General features: G+C 68.0%; 15 protein-coding genes and 4 pseudogenes. 11 read left to right on the plus strand and 8 right to left on the minus strand.

The features are described from left to right. Positions 1-92 precede the first annotated feature (92 nt). The gene (locus OG303_RS02095; RefSeq protein ID WP_405864106.1) at positions 93-1148 is read left to right on the plus strand and encodes a 2-phospho-L-lactate transferase CofD family protein; all 1056 of its coding nucleotides are present in this window, start codon (positions 93-95) and stop codon (positions 1146-1148) included. Here OG303_RS02095 and OG303_RS02100 read toward each other — a convergent pair. From OG303_RS02100 to OG303_RS02120, 5 genes and pseudogenes are all read right to left on the minus strand, one after another. Further along, positions 1099-1293 carry a hypothetical protein gene (locus tag OG303_RS02100; RefSeq protein ID WP_405864108.1) on the minus strand — a complete coding sequence of 65 codons (195 nt, stop codon included), beginning with the start codon at positions 1291-1293 and terminating at the stop codon, positions 1099-1101. The two genes, OG303_RS02095 and OG303_RS02100, sit on opposite strands and share 50 nt — an antisense overlap. Before the next feature lie 124 nt (positions 1294-1417). Continuing rightward, positions 1418-1945 carry an ATP-binding cassette domain-containing protein gene (locus tag OG303_RS02105; protein ID WP_405864110.1) on the minus strand — a complete coding sequence of 176 codons (528 nt, stop codon included), beginning with the start codon at positions 1943-1945 and terminating at the stop codon, positions 1418-1420. A gap of 50 nt (positions 1946-1995) precedes the next feature. Then, positions 1996-2673, minus strand: coding sequence for an MOSC domain-containing protein (locus OG303_RS02110; RefSeq protein WP_405864112.1), 678 nt, complete (start codon positions 2671-2673; stop codon positions 1996-1998). A gap of 92 nt (positions 2674-2765) precedes the next feature. Continuing rightward, positions 2766-2840: pseudogene (locus tag OG303_RS02115) on the minus strand (hypothetical protein); the annotation flags it as partial. 170 nt (positions 2841-3010) lie between these two features. Continuing rightward, a pseudogene (locus tag OG303_RS02120) lies at positions 3011-3238 on the minus strand (NAD-dependent formate dehydrogenase); the annotation flags it as partial. 304 nt (positions 3239-3542) lie between these two features. Between OG303_RS02120 and OG303_RS02125 the strand changes: the two are divergent. Further along, the gene (locus OG303_RS02125) at positions 3543-3902 is read left to right on the plus strand and encodes a hypothetical protein (RefSeq protein WP_405864114.1); all 360 of its coding nucleotides are present in this window, start codon (positions 3543-3545) and stop codon (positions 3900-3902) included. Here the strand turns inward: OG303_RS02125 and OG303_RS02130 are convergent. After that, on the minus strand, positions 3886-4584 hold the full coding sequence (locus OG303_RS02130; protein WP_405864116.1) for an alpha/beta hydrolase: 699 nt from the start codon (positions 4582-4584) through the stop codon (positions 3886-3888). The two genes, OG303_RS02125 and OG303_RS02130, sit on opposite strands and share 17 nt — an antisense overlap. Positions 4585-5124: 540 nt before the next feature. Between OG303_RS02130 and OG303_RS02135 the strand changes: the two genes are divergently transcribed. The 3 genes and pseudogenes from OG303_RS02135 to OG303_RS02145 all read left to right on the plus strand — a co-directional run. Then, positions 5125-5364, plus strand: a complete 240-nt coding sequence (locus tag OG303_RS02135) for a hypothetical protein (protein ID WP_405864118.1) — start codon at positions 5125-5127, stop codon at positions 5362-5364. Next, positions 5364-5741, plus strand: coding sequence for a fic family toxin-antitoxin system, toxin component (locus OG303_RS02140; RefSeq protein WP_405864120.1), 378 nt, complete (start codon positions 5364-5366; stop codon positions 5739-5741). Before OG303_RS02135 ends, OG303_RS02140 begins: the two co-directional genes overlap by 1 nt. A gap of 148 nt (positions 5742-5889) precedes the next feature. After that, positions 5890-6198, plus strand: a pseudogene (locus tag OG303_RS02145) (DnaB-like helicase C-terminal domain-containing protein); the annotation flags it as partial. 210 nt (positions 6199-6408) lie between these two features. Here OG303_RS02145 and OG303_RS02150 read toward each other — a convergent pair. Continuing rightward, positions 6409-6972, minus strand: coding sequence for a dihydrofolate reductase family protein (locus tag OG303_RS02150; RefSeq protein ID WP_405864122.1), 564 nt, complete (start codon positions 6970-6972; stop codon positions 6409-6411). A 931-nt stretch (positions 6973-7903) separates the two neighbouring features. Here OG303_RS02150 and OG303_RS02155 point away from each other — a divergent pair. The 6 genes and pseudogenes from OG303_RS02155 to OG303_RS02180 form a co-directional block, all read left to right on the plus strand. Next, positions 7904-8200 (plus strand): annotated as a pseudogene (locus tag OG303_RS02155) (urease subunit gamma); the annotation flags it as partial. Between the two features lie 150 nt (positions 8201-8350). Next, positions 8351-8680 carry an urease subunit beta gene (locus tag OG303_RS02160; protein ID WP_405877044.1) on the plus strand — a complete coding sequence of 110 codons (330 nt, stop codon included), beginning with the start codon at positions 8351-8353 and terminating at the stop codon, positions 8678-8680. Further along, positions 8677-10674: an urease subunit alpha gene (ureC, locus tag OG303_RS02165; protein WP_405864124.1), complete on the plus strand. Its 1998-nt coding sequence runs from the start codon at positions 8677-8679 to the stop codon at positions 10672-10674. The genes OG303_RS02160 and ureC overlap by 4 nt, the downstream gene beginning before the upstream one ends. 104 nt (positions 10675-10778) lie before the next feature. Then, positions 10779-11453, plus strand: a complete 675-nt coding sequence (locus tag OG303_RS02170; RefSeq protein ID WP_405864126.1) for an urease accessory protein UreF — start codon at positions 10779-10781, stop codon at positions 11451-11453. A gap of 38 nt (positions 11454-11491) precedes the next feature. Beyond that, positions 11492-12181 carry an urease accessory protein UreG gene (gene ureG, locus OG303_RS02175; RefSeq protein ID WP_405864128.1) on the plus strand — a complete coding sequence of 230 codons (690 nt, stop codon included), beginning with the start codon at positions 11492-11494 and terminating at the stop codon, positions 12179-12181. Continuing rightward, the gene (locus OG303_RS02180; protein WP_405864130.1) at positions 12178-13032 is read left to right on the plus strand and encodes an urease accessory protein UreD; all 855 of its coding nucleotides are present in this window, start codon (positions 12178-12180) and stop codon (positions 13030-13032) included. The genes ureG and OG303_RS02180 overlap by 4 nt, the downstream gene beginning before the upstream one ends. Before the next feature lie 498 nt (positions 13033-13530). On the opposite strand, the gene OG303_RS02185 is transcribed toward OG303_RS02180, so the two are convergent. Further along, positions 13531-14682, minus strand: coding sequence for an ISAs1 family transposase (locus OG303_RS02185; RefSeq protein ID WP_405864132.1), 1152 nt, complete (start codon positions 14680-14682; stop codon positions 13531-13533). Positions 14683-14729: the final 47 nt, after the last annotated feature.

The following is a 14729-nucleotide window of genomic DNA, read 5'->3' on the forward strand; positions in this document are numbered from 1 at the left end:
TCGGGGTCACTCCCGCCGCCCCAGGGCGCCGGTCGTGCAGACTCCGGACCGGGGACGGACCAAGTCAGCTTCGCGTCAGGCGATTCCACCCGTTGACGCAGGTCAGGCAAGCTGAGGAGCTGTACGGCCAGCAGGGGAGTGGGCTACAGCTTGGAAGTTCCGGCATGAAAACCCTGAAGGTCGTCGGCTTGGGCGGCGGCATCGGCGCGTCCAGACTCTGGAAGGCGCTTCTCGCCCGGGGCGGCGAAATCGACCTGACCCTCGCCGTCAACACCGGCGAGGACCTCTGGATCCATGGCCTGAGAGTCTGCCCCGACCTCGACACGGTGCTGTACGCGCTCTCCGGACGCCAGGACTCCGAGCGCGGATGGGGCGTCAGGAACGAGACCTGGCACTGCATGGAGACGCTCAACGGTATCGAGGGCCCCCAGTGGTTCAACCTCGGCGACCGTGATCTGGCAGTACACCTCCACCGAACCGGGCGGCTCCGGGCCGGCCACCTCCTCAGCGAGATCACCTCGGACCTGGCCCGCGGCCTCGGTATCGGCTGCCGGATACTTCCCGCGACCGACGCCGAGATCACAACCCGCGTGATGACGGCCGACGGGAGAGACCTGCATTACCAGGAATTTCTCGTACGTGAGCAGGCGACCGCCGACGTCAAAGGAACGTACATCCGAGGACCCGCCCTCGCCGCGCCAACGGCCGGACTCCTCGCGCACGTTGCCTCGGCCGATCTCGTCATCATCGGTCCGAGCAACCCGGTCGCCAGCCTGGGGCCGATCCTCCACCTCACCGGAATGCGTGAGACGCTCAAGGCCAGCCGCGACAGAACGGTGGCCGTCACCCCTATCGTCGAGTCGGTGCCGATCACAGACACCGGCGAGAACACCAGGGCGCGCAGCCGCGCCCGTCTGCTGTCCGCGGCCGGCTTCGCCTCGAACCCCGTCGGCGTCGCGGCCTACTACGCGGACGTGGCCGCTACTTTCATCCTGGACCGGGCAGATCTGTCGCAGCTGCCCGCCGTGGAGAAGCAGGGCTTGCGGGTCATCGCCGCTGACACACTCCTCCAACAGGGCCCGGACGCCACGCCCTTGATCACAGCGTTCCTCTCGTCTGCGGGCGTAGGAGGCTCGCCCACGCCCTGACCACCAACCAGAGATCCGGGTGGTCCTTGTTGTAGGCGTCGACGGACTCCTTGAGGATCGACTGGTCGTTGAGCGCCCACATCGTCAGGCCCTTCGACGACGAGGCCGTGGACGGACCCGAAGTCCCGCACGCGGCAAGGCTCATGGCCACCGCAAGGGTGACCGCGGACGCGACGACACGTCGAATTCTCGGGCTTCCGGAATTTCCGGACACCAGCGAACCAGCCCGTCGGCTGAATCGCCGGCGCCGGCGGGCCTCGCCCCTGGCATCAGGTCACCGGGGCGCCGGGGACCTTGGCCGAAGCCACGCTGCCGAGTTTCGGCGGCGGGGACGTCAGGCACCCCGCCGGCAGGCAGTCAGCTACCAGTGGGTCCGGCCGCCTCGCGGGCTGCGCGGCGGGCGGCCTGAGCGGCCGGGTCGGGCAGGGGGCGGCGTCGACCAGGGCGCGGGTGTACGGGTGTTGGGGAGCCGTGGCGATCTGCTCCGCGATGCCGTGCTCGACGATCCTGCTGCGGTGCATGACCGCGGTGCGGTCCGCCATGTAGCGGACCACGTCCAGGTTGTGGGCGATGAAGAGGTAGCTGATGTGGAAGCGAGCCTGAAGGTCTCTCAGCAGCGTCAGGATCGTGGCCTGGATGGAGACGTCCAGTGCGCTGGTGGGCTCGTCGCAGATGATCAGGTCGGGTGAGACCACCAGCGCGCGGGCGATCGCGATGCGCTGACGCTGGCCGCCGGAGAACGCGCCCGGGTAGCGTTCGGCGGCGTCACCGGTCAGCTGCACTCGTGCGGAACGCACACCTCGTTATCGAGAACTGCGCCAATGTGGGAGTGGATGCTCTTCCGCGGTCAGGAAGCCTCCAGCAAAGTGATCAGGTCGCCCACTCGAACGGTCCCTGCTTCAAGAACGTCCAGGTACACGCCGAGGCATGACAACCTGCCCAGGTCGAACACCGGCATGCGGTGGTCGCGGGCGACCGCGCGCATGATGCCGGGGTCCGGCGGCAGTTCGCCATGGCCGAGGGTGGGTATCACGCAGCGAGGCGTGGGCACCACGACGCGGAACAGGGCCTCCCCCACGCGCAGTCGTGAGCCCAGCCAGGCGTCCTCCGGGAACCCTGGCCCTCCCGGGATGTCCACGACCAGGTTCGGGCGGAAGCGGCGTGCGTCGAAGTCCCCGGTGGGATATACGGTGCGCATCCGGTCCAGGGACGCCGTGGTGACGAGATGGACCTGGCCGAAGTCGAAGAACGTCCCCGGGGCGACGCTGCCCGTCGTGATGCTCTCGCCGGTGGCGTCGACGGACGCTGTCTCCCGCACAGCGTCCGGGACGCCGCCTTCGTACTCGGGTACGGCGCGTTCCAGTCTGTTGTGCTCCGGTACGGCGGCCGAGACGAACACCTGGCGGCCCAGCAGCGTGGACAGATGCACGTCCAGTTCGGGGTCTTCGACCGCCAGAGCGGTCCCGTCCGGCAGTACGACCTGCACCACGCCGGAGTCGTCCAGCCGGCTCCGGCAGCGCAGCAACGCGCCCCACTTCCGGGGGTGTTGGCGCTGCCTACCGCGCCCGTCTCATCGAGCACGGCGTACGCCCGGTCTCCGGAAAGACCCCTTTCCGTGACCCCCACGGCGATCACGGCCTCGCCCAGCATCGACTTGACCGGGTACCGGTACAACGCTGTCACTGTCCCCATAGATCGATTATGGCGCTCGACTTCCCCGCGCTTCCCTGGATTTCAGGGTGTGGTGACGGCGCCATCGCCGTCTGTGCTGCGGGCTCCGGCGCGGTCCCTGGGATCGGCTCCCAGGGACCGCGCGTCACGTGGCGTGAGACCGTCGTCTCACGGACGGCGGCCTCCCAGGATCACTTGTTGACGGAGTACGAGTGGGCGCCGGTTCCGGCCAGGCCGCCGCCGTCGGCGATCAGGTACTCGTCGCGGATCGGACGGCCCGCGAACCAGCACTCCATGATCTCCCGGGTGCCTGCCGCGTAACGGGCCTGCGCTGACAGACAGGAGCCTGAGATGTGCGGGGTGATGCCGTGGTGCGGCATGGTCCGCCAGGGGTGGTCGGCGGGGGTCGGCTGCGGGTACATGAGCAGGGCCAAGGTGGCCTCTCCATGCCAGGCGCGGATCATCTTCTCCTGAACGGCTGGACCGAAGCCGTCCTCCACCTGCCGGTCGGTGCTGACGCGAATATACGCGACGAGGTTTATGAGCGCATGATGCCGCGTGGGACTGACAGGCCGAGCGGCATGACTGTGACACCGGAGAGTACATCCGCAGCTCTGGACGCCACCTCTGAGGACCCGTCACGTCGGCTCTGGACTCCGGGGACGGGGAGCTTATTCGGAGTCCATAGCCGAAGGCTGCCAACAGACTGCGGACCCGGTGAGGATGTCGGCGCTGCGCCCCGAGGCGTGGTCGGCAACTGCGGGCCGCACGAGGTCGTTTTTCGGGTGGGGTCCATCCGAACCCTGCACCGTCCCCGAATACGCCCAGCTGGCCGCACTGCGGCCGCGGCCGCACCCCGGTGGACCCGGTCGGCTGCCGCGGCATCCCCGCAACCGCAAGAACCTCGGCTCCCACGGCGGCCGTCCGCCACAGTTCGACAAGACCGACTACATGGAGCGCCACGCGGTTGAGTGCGGGATCAACCGCCTCAAGCGCCACCGTGCGGTCGCCACCCGATACGAGAAACTCGCCGTCCGCTACGAGGCGACCGTCCTCTTCGCAGCCATCAACGAGTGGTTGTGACTTCTTCATCCCGCCTGCGCGGGGTGTTGGTGGCGAGCAGTTCCTGCAGGAGTTCAACGATGAGATCGGGCTGTCCTATGAACGGGGAGTGGCCCGTCTGCCACTCGCGCACGTCGGTGCAGCGCGAGGCCATCTTCCGCTGCAGGCCCGGGTCGATGGCCCGGTCCTGTCCACAGACGACGTAGGTGGAGGGAGTGTGCTTCCAGCTGTGGTGCTCTGGGACTCCTCGCCCGCAGCCGGGTGCTTGGGCACGCAGGAGGCCAACCGCCCAGGCGGCGAGAGGTTCGGGACAGTCGCCGTAGAGGACGTCGACAGCCCGGTCGGGGTGCAGGCTGGTCGAGCCGTCGGGCTTAGGGCTGATCGCATCCAGGAGCTGCGGGGACGCCCCACCCAGACTGGCCGCGCTCTCGCCGGCGTCCAGCACGAAAGCCGCCAGATAGACCAAGTGTCCCGCTCCGCGCAGCCCGGTGATCACTGACCCTCCGTAGGAGTGACCAAGCACAATCGGAGGCTCGTGCAGCGAGTCGATGGCTGCCTGAACCGCTGCTGTGTCGTTGGGCAATGAGCCCCGGTGGAGCTCGGGAACGACAACGTGGGTTCCCGCAGTCCGCAAGCGTTCTGCCACCACGGCGAAGTGCTCGGGACAGTGATACAGGCCGTGAACGAGCACCACGGCGGCCAATTCGCCCGCCTCCTCATGTCGGCGTGGGCAGAGCGGGCCGAGTAGGCCGTAGCAAGGTATCCCCGTTTCTTGAGCGGTTTCGGCGACCGCTCTGCGCAGCGCGCACGAGACGATCACCGTGCCACGCTATCGACACGCACCGAGGCGGCAACTCCCGCCCCATCCGGAACCAGACCGCAGCGTTCCGAACGGGGGTGGCAACAGGCCCTTGGCGTCCACCGGCCCTGAGCGTTGGACGTACACCTCGCCTGACGATGCATCGATTCCGGAGGCGGTCCGTGAACAGTCGCAGTGACAGTTCCGCGAACGCCTTCGCAAAGCACACTTTGCGGCAACCGTGGCGCCAGCCCCGCTCATTCGGGGTTCAGGAAAAGGGTCAGCGCGCGAGGGTGACCTCGACGGGGCTGTCCGGGCACGCGCCGGGGATCTTGGTGAGCTCGGCAGGCCAGAGTCTGCCGATCGCACTCCGGGGTCGTGCTGGTCGAACAGGCAGTGCATGGGGCAACGACCACTCTTGGTACCAGCTGGTACCATCCGGGCATGGCAAAGACACAGAGGGGCTGGCGGGTCGACGACGAGATCGCCGACCTGGCAGCGGCCCGGGCCAAGGACCGCGGTATGAGCGTCAGCGACTACATCGCTGCCCTCGTGCGCGAGGACGTGAATGGGCTGCGGCAGCGAGGCCTTGACGCTGCGAGGCGCTTCCTCGACGAGCACCAGGCGGTCTTCGACGAGGTTGAAGACGCCGATCGCCGCTCGTCGGGAGCGCACGCGGCGTAATGGACCTGTACATCGACGTTCCCTGGATCCTGCAGGTCGCGGAGGTCGCGGGTGCGGCTGATCCTGCCCCCAACGACTACGGTGTGCCCGTGGCCGCGGTCGCCTGCCACCGCGCCGAACTTCTGGAGACCCCTGTCTACGACGGTCCGTACGCCCGCGCCGCGGCGCTGGTGCACATCCTCGGGCGCTGCCGCTGGCTGGAGCGCTCCAACATGGCCGTGGCCGCCGCGACAGGCGTGATGTACCTGGAGGCCTCTGGGATCCCGGTCAAGCCCACGCGCGAGGATGCTGTCGCCCTCCGAGATCTGCTGCGCGATCCCGCCTGCACTGCTGTCAAGATCGCCGCCTTGCTGCGGACCTGGCCTCAGCCCACCTGATCCGCGTCGCACGGCTCGGTTGCTTCGGGGGTGGCTCCGGGTGGCCTGCCGCAGAGCGGGTCTCCTCTGCCAGCCGGGCTGAGCTTGCACCTGCTCACCTACGGCACCAGGCCGCTCGGCTCCCGCTACGAAAAAAATCTCCGAGATCGCCCGCTGCCTGAAACTCCTCGCCAAGGAACTCGGGCTGCCCATCGTCGCCATCTCCACCCTCAACCGCGGCCCGGAACAGCGCACCGACAAGAAGCCGATGCTCAACGACCTGCGCGACTCCGGGGCCCTCGAGGACAAGGCCGACGTCGTCATCCTCATCCACCGCGAGGACTCCTACGAGAAGGACTCCCCGCGCGCCGGCGAGGCCGACTTCATCGTCGCCGAGCACCGTCATGGGCCCACCGCGACCATCACGGTGGCCTTCCAGGGCCACTACTCCCGCTTCGTCGACATGGGGCAGACCTGACGCATCGTTGTTGTAGGGTCTCAAAAGCCTTCGCAGAATTTCACGGCAGTTGGCAGATGGATGGCAGAAATGCCACTGCCATGAGACTTGCAGTTCAGGGGCTTCACTCGTTTGGGTGGCTCGGGCGGTAGTCCGGGTCACCCAGGGCGGGAAGCCAGCTCCTCCGGTGTCACCCGCGGAGCATGTGGCCCGTGACTCCCGGACGGGCGCTCAGCGCCTCGTCTCGTACCTGGTCAGGATCACGCCGCAGGGAAGCGTCCGCGTCTCCACCAGGTTCAGGTTCACCCAGTTGTCCAGCGCGGTGAAGAACGGCGTGCCGCCGCCCACCAGGACCGGCGCGGTGGCCAGCACGTACTCGTCAATCAGCCCGGCCCGCATGGCCGCCCCGGCGAGCGTCGCGCCGCCGATGTCCATCGGGCCGCCGTCCTCGGCCTTGAGCCGGGTGATCTCGGCGACCGCGTCGCCGGTGACCAGGCGGGTGTTCCAGTCGACCTTGTCGATCGTCGAGGAGAACACCATCTTCGACATGTCCCGCCAGCGGCGCGCGAACTCGATCTCCGCCGGGGTGGCGCCCGGCTGCTGGTCGCCGGTCGGCCAGTGGGAGCTCATCGTCTGCCACAGCTTGCGCCCGTACAGCGACAGGTCGGTCGCCTGCAACTGGTCGGACCAAAACTGGAACAGCTCGTCGCTCGGCACGCCCCAGCCGATGTCGTCGCCGGGCGCGGCGATGTAGCCGTCCAGGGTCAGGTTCATGCCGTAGATCAGTTTCCGCATGGCGCCAGCCTTCCGTGAGTCGGTCTCACGCGTACAGACCGGCGCGGCGCGGGAAACTCATCGGTGCGCGATCTGAGCTCACATGTAGTCCTCGTGCTCGGTGGCTCAGCCGCAGACTCATCGTTCCGCCGAGGAAATGGCATCGCTCTGAGACTGATCTTGGGTGACATCGCGATGAGACAACAGAGAACCAGCAGGTCACAGAAGATCGACATGACATCGGCGGCGAGACCCTACAGTTGTGGGCTCGCTTTTCGCGTGTCCTTTTCTGATTACCGATGGCCTTTGTCCGACCCAAGGGACAGCGGGGTGAGACGCACTCCTGTCTGATCGTTCAGTTGTCGTAATGCTGATCCCGGTCTTGTTCTGTCCGGTGGTCCTCTCCAGCCCGATTGTGGAGACATCGCAGCTGGTCGAGACCGGGAGCTCTGCCGCCTGTCTTTGCTGCTCGGGCGTGGGGTATGCCGCGTGTGGTTGGCGGAGTCTCGATGAGTCTGTGTCATGCGGACGAGGAGAGGCGGTGGTCTCGTGGCCGTAGCTCTTCCTGCCGAGCAGGTATACCTCGGACTTCTCGGCGACGCCTGAACCGTGCCCCTCTGATGTTGGGCCGATGAGTAAAGCGATCGCGACGGGAGCCCCATACCCGCTCGTCCAGGTGAGGCGTAGTTCGATTGGGTGGGGGCGGTCGTACGGCAGCCGGTGAGAACGATGACTCATCGACGGAGTCCCACGAGCAGGGCTTCTTCTCTCCGGCGGGATGAAACGTCGCACTCCACGGATTCGTCAGATGGTGTAGATCATCCGCCGTTCGGCCGTCTCACCGCTCTTGCCCGCTGATGCTCGGAGAGCGTCCGTGTCGTCCAGGGACCGTTGTCCGTGACCTTGGTATGCCCGGCCGCACGCACCATCCGACCAACAGAATTGGCTCATCGTGCATTTGACTCCGCATGAGCAGGAGCGCTTGCTGATCCACGTCGCGGCCGACGTAGCGGGGAAGCGCCGCGACCGGGGGCTGCTTCTCAACTACCCCGAGACCATGGCCCTGCTGACCGTTCACGTCTTCGAGGCAGCGCGCGATGGCAAGACGGTCAGCGACGTGATGGACTCGGGGCGACGGGTGCTCACCCGTGACGACGTGATGGACGGCGTCCCGGAGATGATTAAGAACGTCCAGGTGGAGGCCACCTTCCCGGACGGCACCAAGCTGGTCACGATCCACGACCCCATCCCGGAGGCCGCGGAGGAGCCCGAGGTCTACCCGGGCAAGGTCGAGCACCCCCAGCCGGCGCGCAGGCCGCAGTGCCCGGTCGACTGCGACGACACCGACTCCTCTGCCTGTTGCGATGAGTGCCAGGACGCCGCGTCCTGGCACGAGGCGATCGCGTTCAACGAGCACCTGCAGGGCGACAAGAAGACGCTCAAAGTGAGGAACACGTCCGACCGTCCCGTCCAGGTCGGCTCCCACTACCACTTTGCCGAGGTCAACCCCGGCCTCGAGGTGGTCGAGAACCCTGTCGGCACGTCCGTGAACAACGAACCGCTCAAGGACTGCGCTGAGGCGAAGGGGCGACGGCTCAACATCGCCGCGGGCACGTCCGTGAGGTTCGAACCAGGAGATGTGTGCTGCGTTGAGCTGGTGAAGATCGAGGGCGATGCCAAGAACGACACCCGCAAGATTCAGGGACTGCGCAAGGGGATCGTCCGATGAGTAGCCAGCCGGGGCAGACGGGCCAGCAGAGGCAGAGCAACTTGCTGAAGCGGGCGGACTACGCCGCTCTGTACGGGCCCACCACCAAAGACCGGGTCCGTCTTGCCGACACCGATCTCACCATCGAGATCGAAGCCGACTGGAGCGGCGGACCGAAATACAGCGGCAACGAGATGATCTTCGGTGGCGGGAAGGTGATCCGGGAGTCGATGGGCATGTCCCATATCCCCAGGGACGGGGGCGGCAAAAAGGATCGACTTCCGATGGACACGGTCATCACGGGGGCGCTGATCCTCGACTGGTGGGGTGTGGTCAAGGCCGACGTCGGCATCCGAGACGGCAAGGTTCATGCCATCGGCAAGGCGTACAACCCCGAGACGATGGACCCGATTTCGGCGTTCGAGAAGTCCGCTCGTGAACAGGCGGGCGAGCGGCTACCGGTGACGGCGACGAACTTTGTGGTCGGGCCGAGCACCGAGGTCATTTCCGGCAACGGCCGGATCCTCACCGCGGGAGGTGTGGACACCCACGTCCACTTCATCTGCCCCGAGGAGATCCACGAGGCCCTGGCCTCGGGCGTCACCACTCTCATCGGCGGCGGCACCGGCCCCGCTGAGGGCAGCACGGCCACTACCGTGACCCCGGGCGAGTGGCATGTCACCCGAGTCTTCGAGGCCCTGGACGAGTACCCGGTCAACATCGGTCTGCTCGGCAAGGGCAGCACGATGAACGCCCAGGCTCTGAACGAGCAGGTGGACGCCGGCGTCATCGGCTTCAAGGTTCACGAGGACTGGGGTGCCACGCCCGCGGTGATCGACAAGGCGCTGGCAGTCTGCGAGGACCGCAAGGTCCAGCTCGCCCTGCACGCCGACTCGCTCAACGAGTCCGGTTTCCTGGAGAGCACCAAGGCTGCTTTCAAGAAGCGTTCGATCCATATCTTCCATGTCGAGGGCGCCGGAGGGGGCCACGCCCCGGACATGATCGAGCTGGTCAAGGAGGGGAACGTCCTGCCCGCCTCGACCAACCCCACCCGGCCCTTGACGGTGAACACCGTCAAGGAGCACGTCGACATGATGGTCGTGTGCCACCACCTCAACCCGGATATTCCGGCGGACATGGCCTTCGCGGATTCCCGCATCCGACCGTCCACCATGGCGGCAGAGGACCTCCTTCACGACATGGGCGCCATCTCGATGATGTCCTCGGATGCCCAGGCGATGGGGCGCATCGGCGAGATGATCATGCGCACCTGGCAGACCGCGCACGTCATGAAGTCCCGCTACGGCGCGCTGCCCGAAGACCTGCAGAGCGCGAAAGTCCGAACGATCCGCGAGGACAACAAGGACAAGAAGCACTCCTTCAATGAGGACAGGCTGACCCCGAACGACAACTACCGAGCGCGCCGGTACGTCGCCAAGTACACGGTCAACCCGTCGATCACGCACGGCATCGCTGGTTACGTCGGTTCGGTGGAGCCGGGGAGGCTGGCAGACCTGGTGCTGTGGGAGCCGAAGTTCTTCGGCGTCAAGACGCACATGGTCCTCAAGGGCGGCCAGCTCGCCTACGCACAGGTCGGCGACGCCAATGCTTCGATCACGACGCCGCAGCCCTACCTGCCGCGGGCGGTCTGGGGGTCCACCGGCCGTGCCCCGGGGAGCAACTCGGTGAACTTCGCTGCCCCGGGCGTGGCTGACAGGTTGAACACCCGACTCGTCATCACCCAGGCCAGCAGCAACAAGGTCACGGAGGCGAAGACGGAGGGGCTGGGACTCAGCAAGAGGTTCGTCGAGATCTCGGACACTCGGGGAGTCAAGAAGGCCGACATGAAGCTGAACGACACGGTGCCGGACAGCCTGGAAGTCGACCACAACAGCTTCGAGGTCACCATCGGCGGTGCGACGACGAGCGACGCCCGCACCGAACTCAATGGTGCGACCGTACCGCGCTCCTACGTCACCGAAGTCCCCCTGGCCCAGCGGTACTTCCTCTTCTGATCCGACACCGGGCCCGGCCGTGGCGCCGCCGCAACGGCCGGACCCGGTGTGTCCGTCCGGGCCATCGCATCACTGTCTACCCTGTGAAAGGCAGCTGCTCCCCCATGAGCCGCGCAGCCCTGCTCCTCCTGGCCGACGGCCGCTTCCCCGCCGGCGGGCACGCCCACTCCGGCGGCGTCGAGGCCGCGGTCGCCCACAAAGCCGTACACGACACCGACAGCCTGGAGGCGTTCTGCCGCGGGCGTCTGCACACCACCGGGCTGACGATGGCAGGGCTGGCCGCGGCAGCCGCCGGCGGACATGACCCTCTGCTGCTCGACGAGGCCGCCGACGCGCGCACCCCCGCCCCCGCACTCCGTGTCGCCGCCCGCAGGCTCGGCCGGCAGATGATGCGCGCGGCTCGTGCCACCTTTCCCTCGGCCGAACTCGAGCACCTGGCCGCCGCGCGTCCCCAGGGCGCCCACCAGCCCATCGTCCTGGGACTGGCCGCCCGCGCCGCCGGGCTCGCCCCGCTGGACGCCGCCTATGCCGCCGCGTACGAAAACATCGGTGGGCCGGCCACCGCAGCGGTGCGCCTGCTGAGCCTCGACCCGCTCGATGCGTCGGGGCTGCTGGCCCGCCTCGGCCCCGAAGCGGACGAGGTCGCAGCAGCCGCGGCCGACGCCGCGATCCGTGCCATGACCGAGGGCATCGACGCCCTGCCGTCGGCCTCCTCACCCCTGCTGGACATCACCGCGGAGCAGCACGCCTCCTGGACCGTCCGGCTCTTCGCCTCCTGACCACCAGCTGAACGCTCGGATTTCCCAACGGAGTTGCCATGCACCTCGACCACTCGCTGCCTCACCAGCACATCCCCAGCGCTTCCGTGACCCGGCCCGACGGCAGCCGCCGTGCCCTGCGCGTCGGCCTGGGCGGCCCCGTCGGCTCCGGCAAGACCGCGACCGTCGCCGCGCTCTGCCGCACCCTGCGCGACCGCTGGTGCATCGCCGCTGTCACCAACGACATCTACACCCGCGAGGACGCCGAGTACCTGCTGCGCGAAGCCGTCCTGCCGCCCGAGCGGATCACGGCCGTCGAGACCGGCGCCTGCCCGCACACCGCGATCCGCGACGACATCTCCGCCAACCTGGAAGCCGTCGAGCACCTGGAAGAGACCCTCCACCCCCTGGACCTGGTGCTCGTCGAGTCCGGTGGTGACAACCTGACCGCCACCTTCTCCAAGGGCCTCGTCGATGTGCAGATCTTCGTCATCGACGTGGCCAGCGGCGACGACATCCCCCGCAAGGGCGGCCCCGGCATCACCACCGCCGACCTCCTCATCGTCAACAAGACCGACCTCGCCCCGCACGTCGGCGCCGACCTGGACACCATGGCCGTCGACGCGAAACGACAGCGCGGCGACCTTCCCGTCATCTTCACCAGCCTCACCTCCGACGACGGCGTCCGCGAAGTCGCCGACTGGGTAAGCGGCCACCTCGCCCAGTGGCGCGCCGGGGCAGCCGTATGAGCCCCTCCTCCCCGCTCGCCTCCACCCGGGCCACGTCCGACCTCAACAGCCCCCCACCCGGCGCGCAGGAGCCGGCCGGGCACCCCGACGGCGTACGTGCCACGGCCCGCATCCGCGCCGCGCACAACGGACGCGTCACCACTCTCCCGCAGTTGCGCAGCGACGGCCCCTTCCACCTGCGGCGCATGCGCACCGACGGCAACGCCGCCACGGTGGGAATCATCGGCGCGATGAGCGCCCCGCTCGGTGGCGACCGGCTCACCCTCGACATCACCGCCGAGGACCGGGCCGAGCTGGAAGTCACCACGGCTGCCGCCACGCTCGCCCTGCGCGGCCCCACCACCCAAGCGGCCACCTACGACGTGCGGCTCACCGCCGGAGAACACGCCCATCTGCGCTGGCTACCACAGCCACTGATCAGCGCCGCCGGCAGCAACCTGCGGCAGACATACACCGTCGAACTCGCCGCCACCGCACGGCTGGCACTGCGGGAGGAGCAGCTCCTGGGCCGGGCCGACGAGGAACCAGGCCACCTCGTCAGCCGCATCCTGGTCCACCGCGCCGGACGCCCGCTACTCGACCAGCACACGGCATACGGGGCACCAGAACGCGGTTGGGACGGCCCGGCCGTCCTGAACAGGCACCGCGCCGTCGGCCAGCTCCTGATCGTGGACCCGCGCCTCAACGTCCGACGAGACCCCCTACTCCTCGGCGAAGGCAGCAAGGACGGGTGTGCCCTCCTCGCACCGCTGGCAGGCGGCCCGGCACTGCTCGCCACCGCCATCGCACCAAACACTTCGACGCTGCGGGAACTGCTCGACGAGGCACGCGCACACGCCCTCACCCGCTAGCGCCGACGGGTCGGCGCCCCGGCGGGCGACGGCCCACAGCATCGGACCAGTCCCCACTGAGGTTTGTTCATCCGCGCCACCGCTACCTCCTCCGACGCCGCACGGTGGCAGCACGTTGCCCCACACGGCCACCACCATCCGCCCCATCCCGGAACCTGTTCAGCACACTGCACCTCGATGCCGAATGCCTCACGGCCCAGGGATTGGCGCCAGCATCCCTTTTCCGCAACGGGCGTCAAGGTCGAGTATGGACCGGGCCCGAAGGGCCAAGATCGTGAGAGGGAATACCGTGGCTCACGAATGAGACCAGGCGAAAACACGCAGGTCGCCTCAGTGGAACGGGACATTCCAATTGCGGGCCTACAGTCGTCCGGGGAAACCGCATCATGAGAGATCCGGTCAGGACGGAGCGGAGCCAGGTATGCGGCGCCGGTAACCCCACAGCGCGACGGAGCCCCAGATCCCGCAGAGACCTGTGAGGCCAGGCGTGATGCGTGCTCATCCGGTGAGACTGAGTTCGCGTAGGGCGTCGGCGGGATGGTTGCGGTAGTGGTCGTGGGCGGCGGCGTTGTTCCTCCACCCGGCGAGGTGAGCGAGGCTGATCGCCAGGCTGCGGAAGGTTGCCAGAGCCCAGGGCAGGCTGCCGGTGCGGGCGCGGCAGGCGTCCTCGCCGAAGGTCACGTCGCGGACGAAGCGCTGTGCCTCGATGGCCCACTGGCCGCGGACGCAGCGGGCGAAGGCGGCGGTGTCGGCAACGTCGAGTGGGGCAGTGGTGATGCCGAGTTCGGCATCCGTGTGGATCTTTCCGTCACCGCGTCCGGTGGTGTATCGCTCGACGAGCAGGGCTTGGATGGCGTGCGGGAAGTTCACCTGCCCCAGGGTGAGGGGCTGCACTCGTACGATGCGGATCTCGTGGCGGCCTGAGTTGGTCTCCTGTGTGCGGTGCACGGCGATGTGCGAGTTGGTGGTCTCGTCCCAGTCGAGGGTGCCCACCTGAGCGAACAGGGTGGAGCGGTTCTCCTTGACGGGGAAGAGGCCGAAGGCGCCGCGGCGGTGAAGGTAGTGGGCGTGGCCGGCGACGGTGTGCAAGGCATCGGCGATGACGATCGCGCCGGTGATGTCGGCGATCAGGTCGAGAGCGGCGGTGAAGTGCACCGTCTCGTGCGGTTTGTGGCGCATCTCCCGCTGGGCGAGCATCACACCCGGGTCGACCTGGTAGACGCCGAGCAGGTGCAGCTGCAGGCCCTCGCAATCGCGGGCGCCGCGCACGGTCTTGCCGTCCGCTGCCAGCTGCAGCACGGGGGGATCTCCGGCGATGCCGGCCAGCGGGGTCGGCGGTGTGGGCCTGCACGAACGCACCGACGGCGGCGTCCAACGCGTCGGCGTCCACCCGGGCCAGCGCGCGGGTGAGGGTGGTGGCCACCGGCAGTGTGTCCGGGGCATGTTGGGGACTTCGAGGGCAGCGAGGGTGCCCGCGCCCTGGCCGCTCGCCCAGCGGACCACGCCGCGGACCGAGCGCACCCCGCACAACAGGGCGCAGGCGACCAGGCCGAGCAGCATCGGCAAGGGGTGGGCGACCAGGTGCGCCGTGCGCGGATCGGGGAGGTACGGACCGCGTCCAGCAGCGAGGGAAGCGTCTCGGGCGTGCACAACTCCTCGGCAGCGAGGCCGTGTTGCTCGGCGAGTTGGCGGGACGT

The sequence above is a fragment of the Streptomyces sp. NBC_00005 genome, from assembly GCF_045160215.1.
Classification (GTDB): domain Bacteria; phylum Actinomycetota; class Actinomycetes; order Streptomycetales; family Streptomycetaceae; genus Streptomyces.

Bases quoted from the DNA above. Each gene is read 5' to 3' on its own strand.
- OG303_RS02170 (WP_405864126.1), top strand. From the start codon at position 10,779: ATGAGCCGCGCAGCCCTGCTCCTCCTGGCCGACGGCCGCTTCCCCGCC.
- OG303_RS02125 (WP_405864114.1), top strand. From the start codon at position 3,543: ATGTCGGCGCTGCGCCCCGAGGCGTGGTCGGCAACTGCGGGCCGCACG.
- OG303_RS02180 (WP_405864130.1), top strand. From the start codon at position 12,178: ATGAGCCCCTCCTCCCCGCTCGCCTCCACCCGGGCCACGTCCGACCTC.
- ureC (WP_405864124.1), top strand. From the start codon at position 8,677: ATGAGTAGCCAGCCGGGGCAGACGGGCCAGCAGAGGCAGAGCAACTTG.
- OG303_RS02150 (WP_405864122.1), bottom strand. From the start codon at position 6,972: ATGCGGAAACTGATCTACGGCATGAACCTGACCCTGGACGGCTACATC.
- ureG (WP_405864128.1), top strand. From the start codon at position 11,492: ATGCACCTCGACCACTCGCTGCCTCACCAGCACATCCCCAGCGCTTCC.
- OG303_RS02140 (WP_405864120.1), top strand. From the start codon at position 5,364: ATGGACCTGTACATCGACGTTCCCTGGATCCTGCAGGTCGCGGAGGTC.
- OG303_RS02100 (WP_405864108.1), bottom strand. From the start codon at position 1,293: ATGAGCCTTGCCGCGTGCGGGACTTCGGGTCCGTCCACGGCCTCGTCG.
- OG303_RS02135 (WP_405864118.1), top strand. From the start codon at position 5,125: ATGGCAAAGACACAGAGGGGCTGGCGGGTCGACGACGAGATCGCCGAC.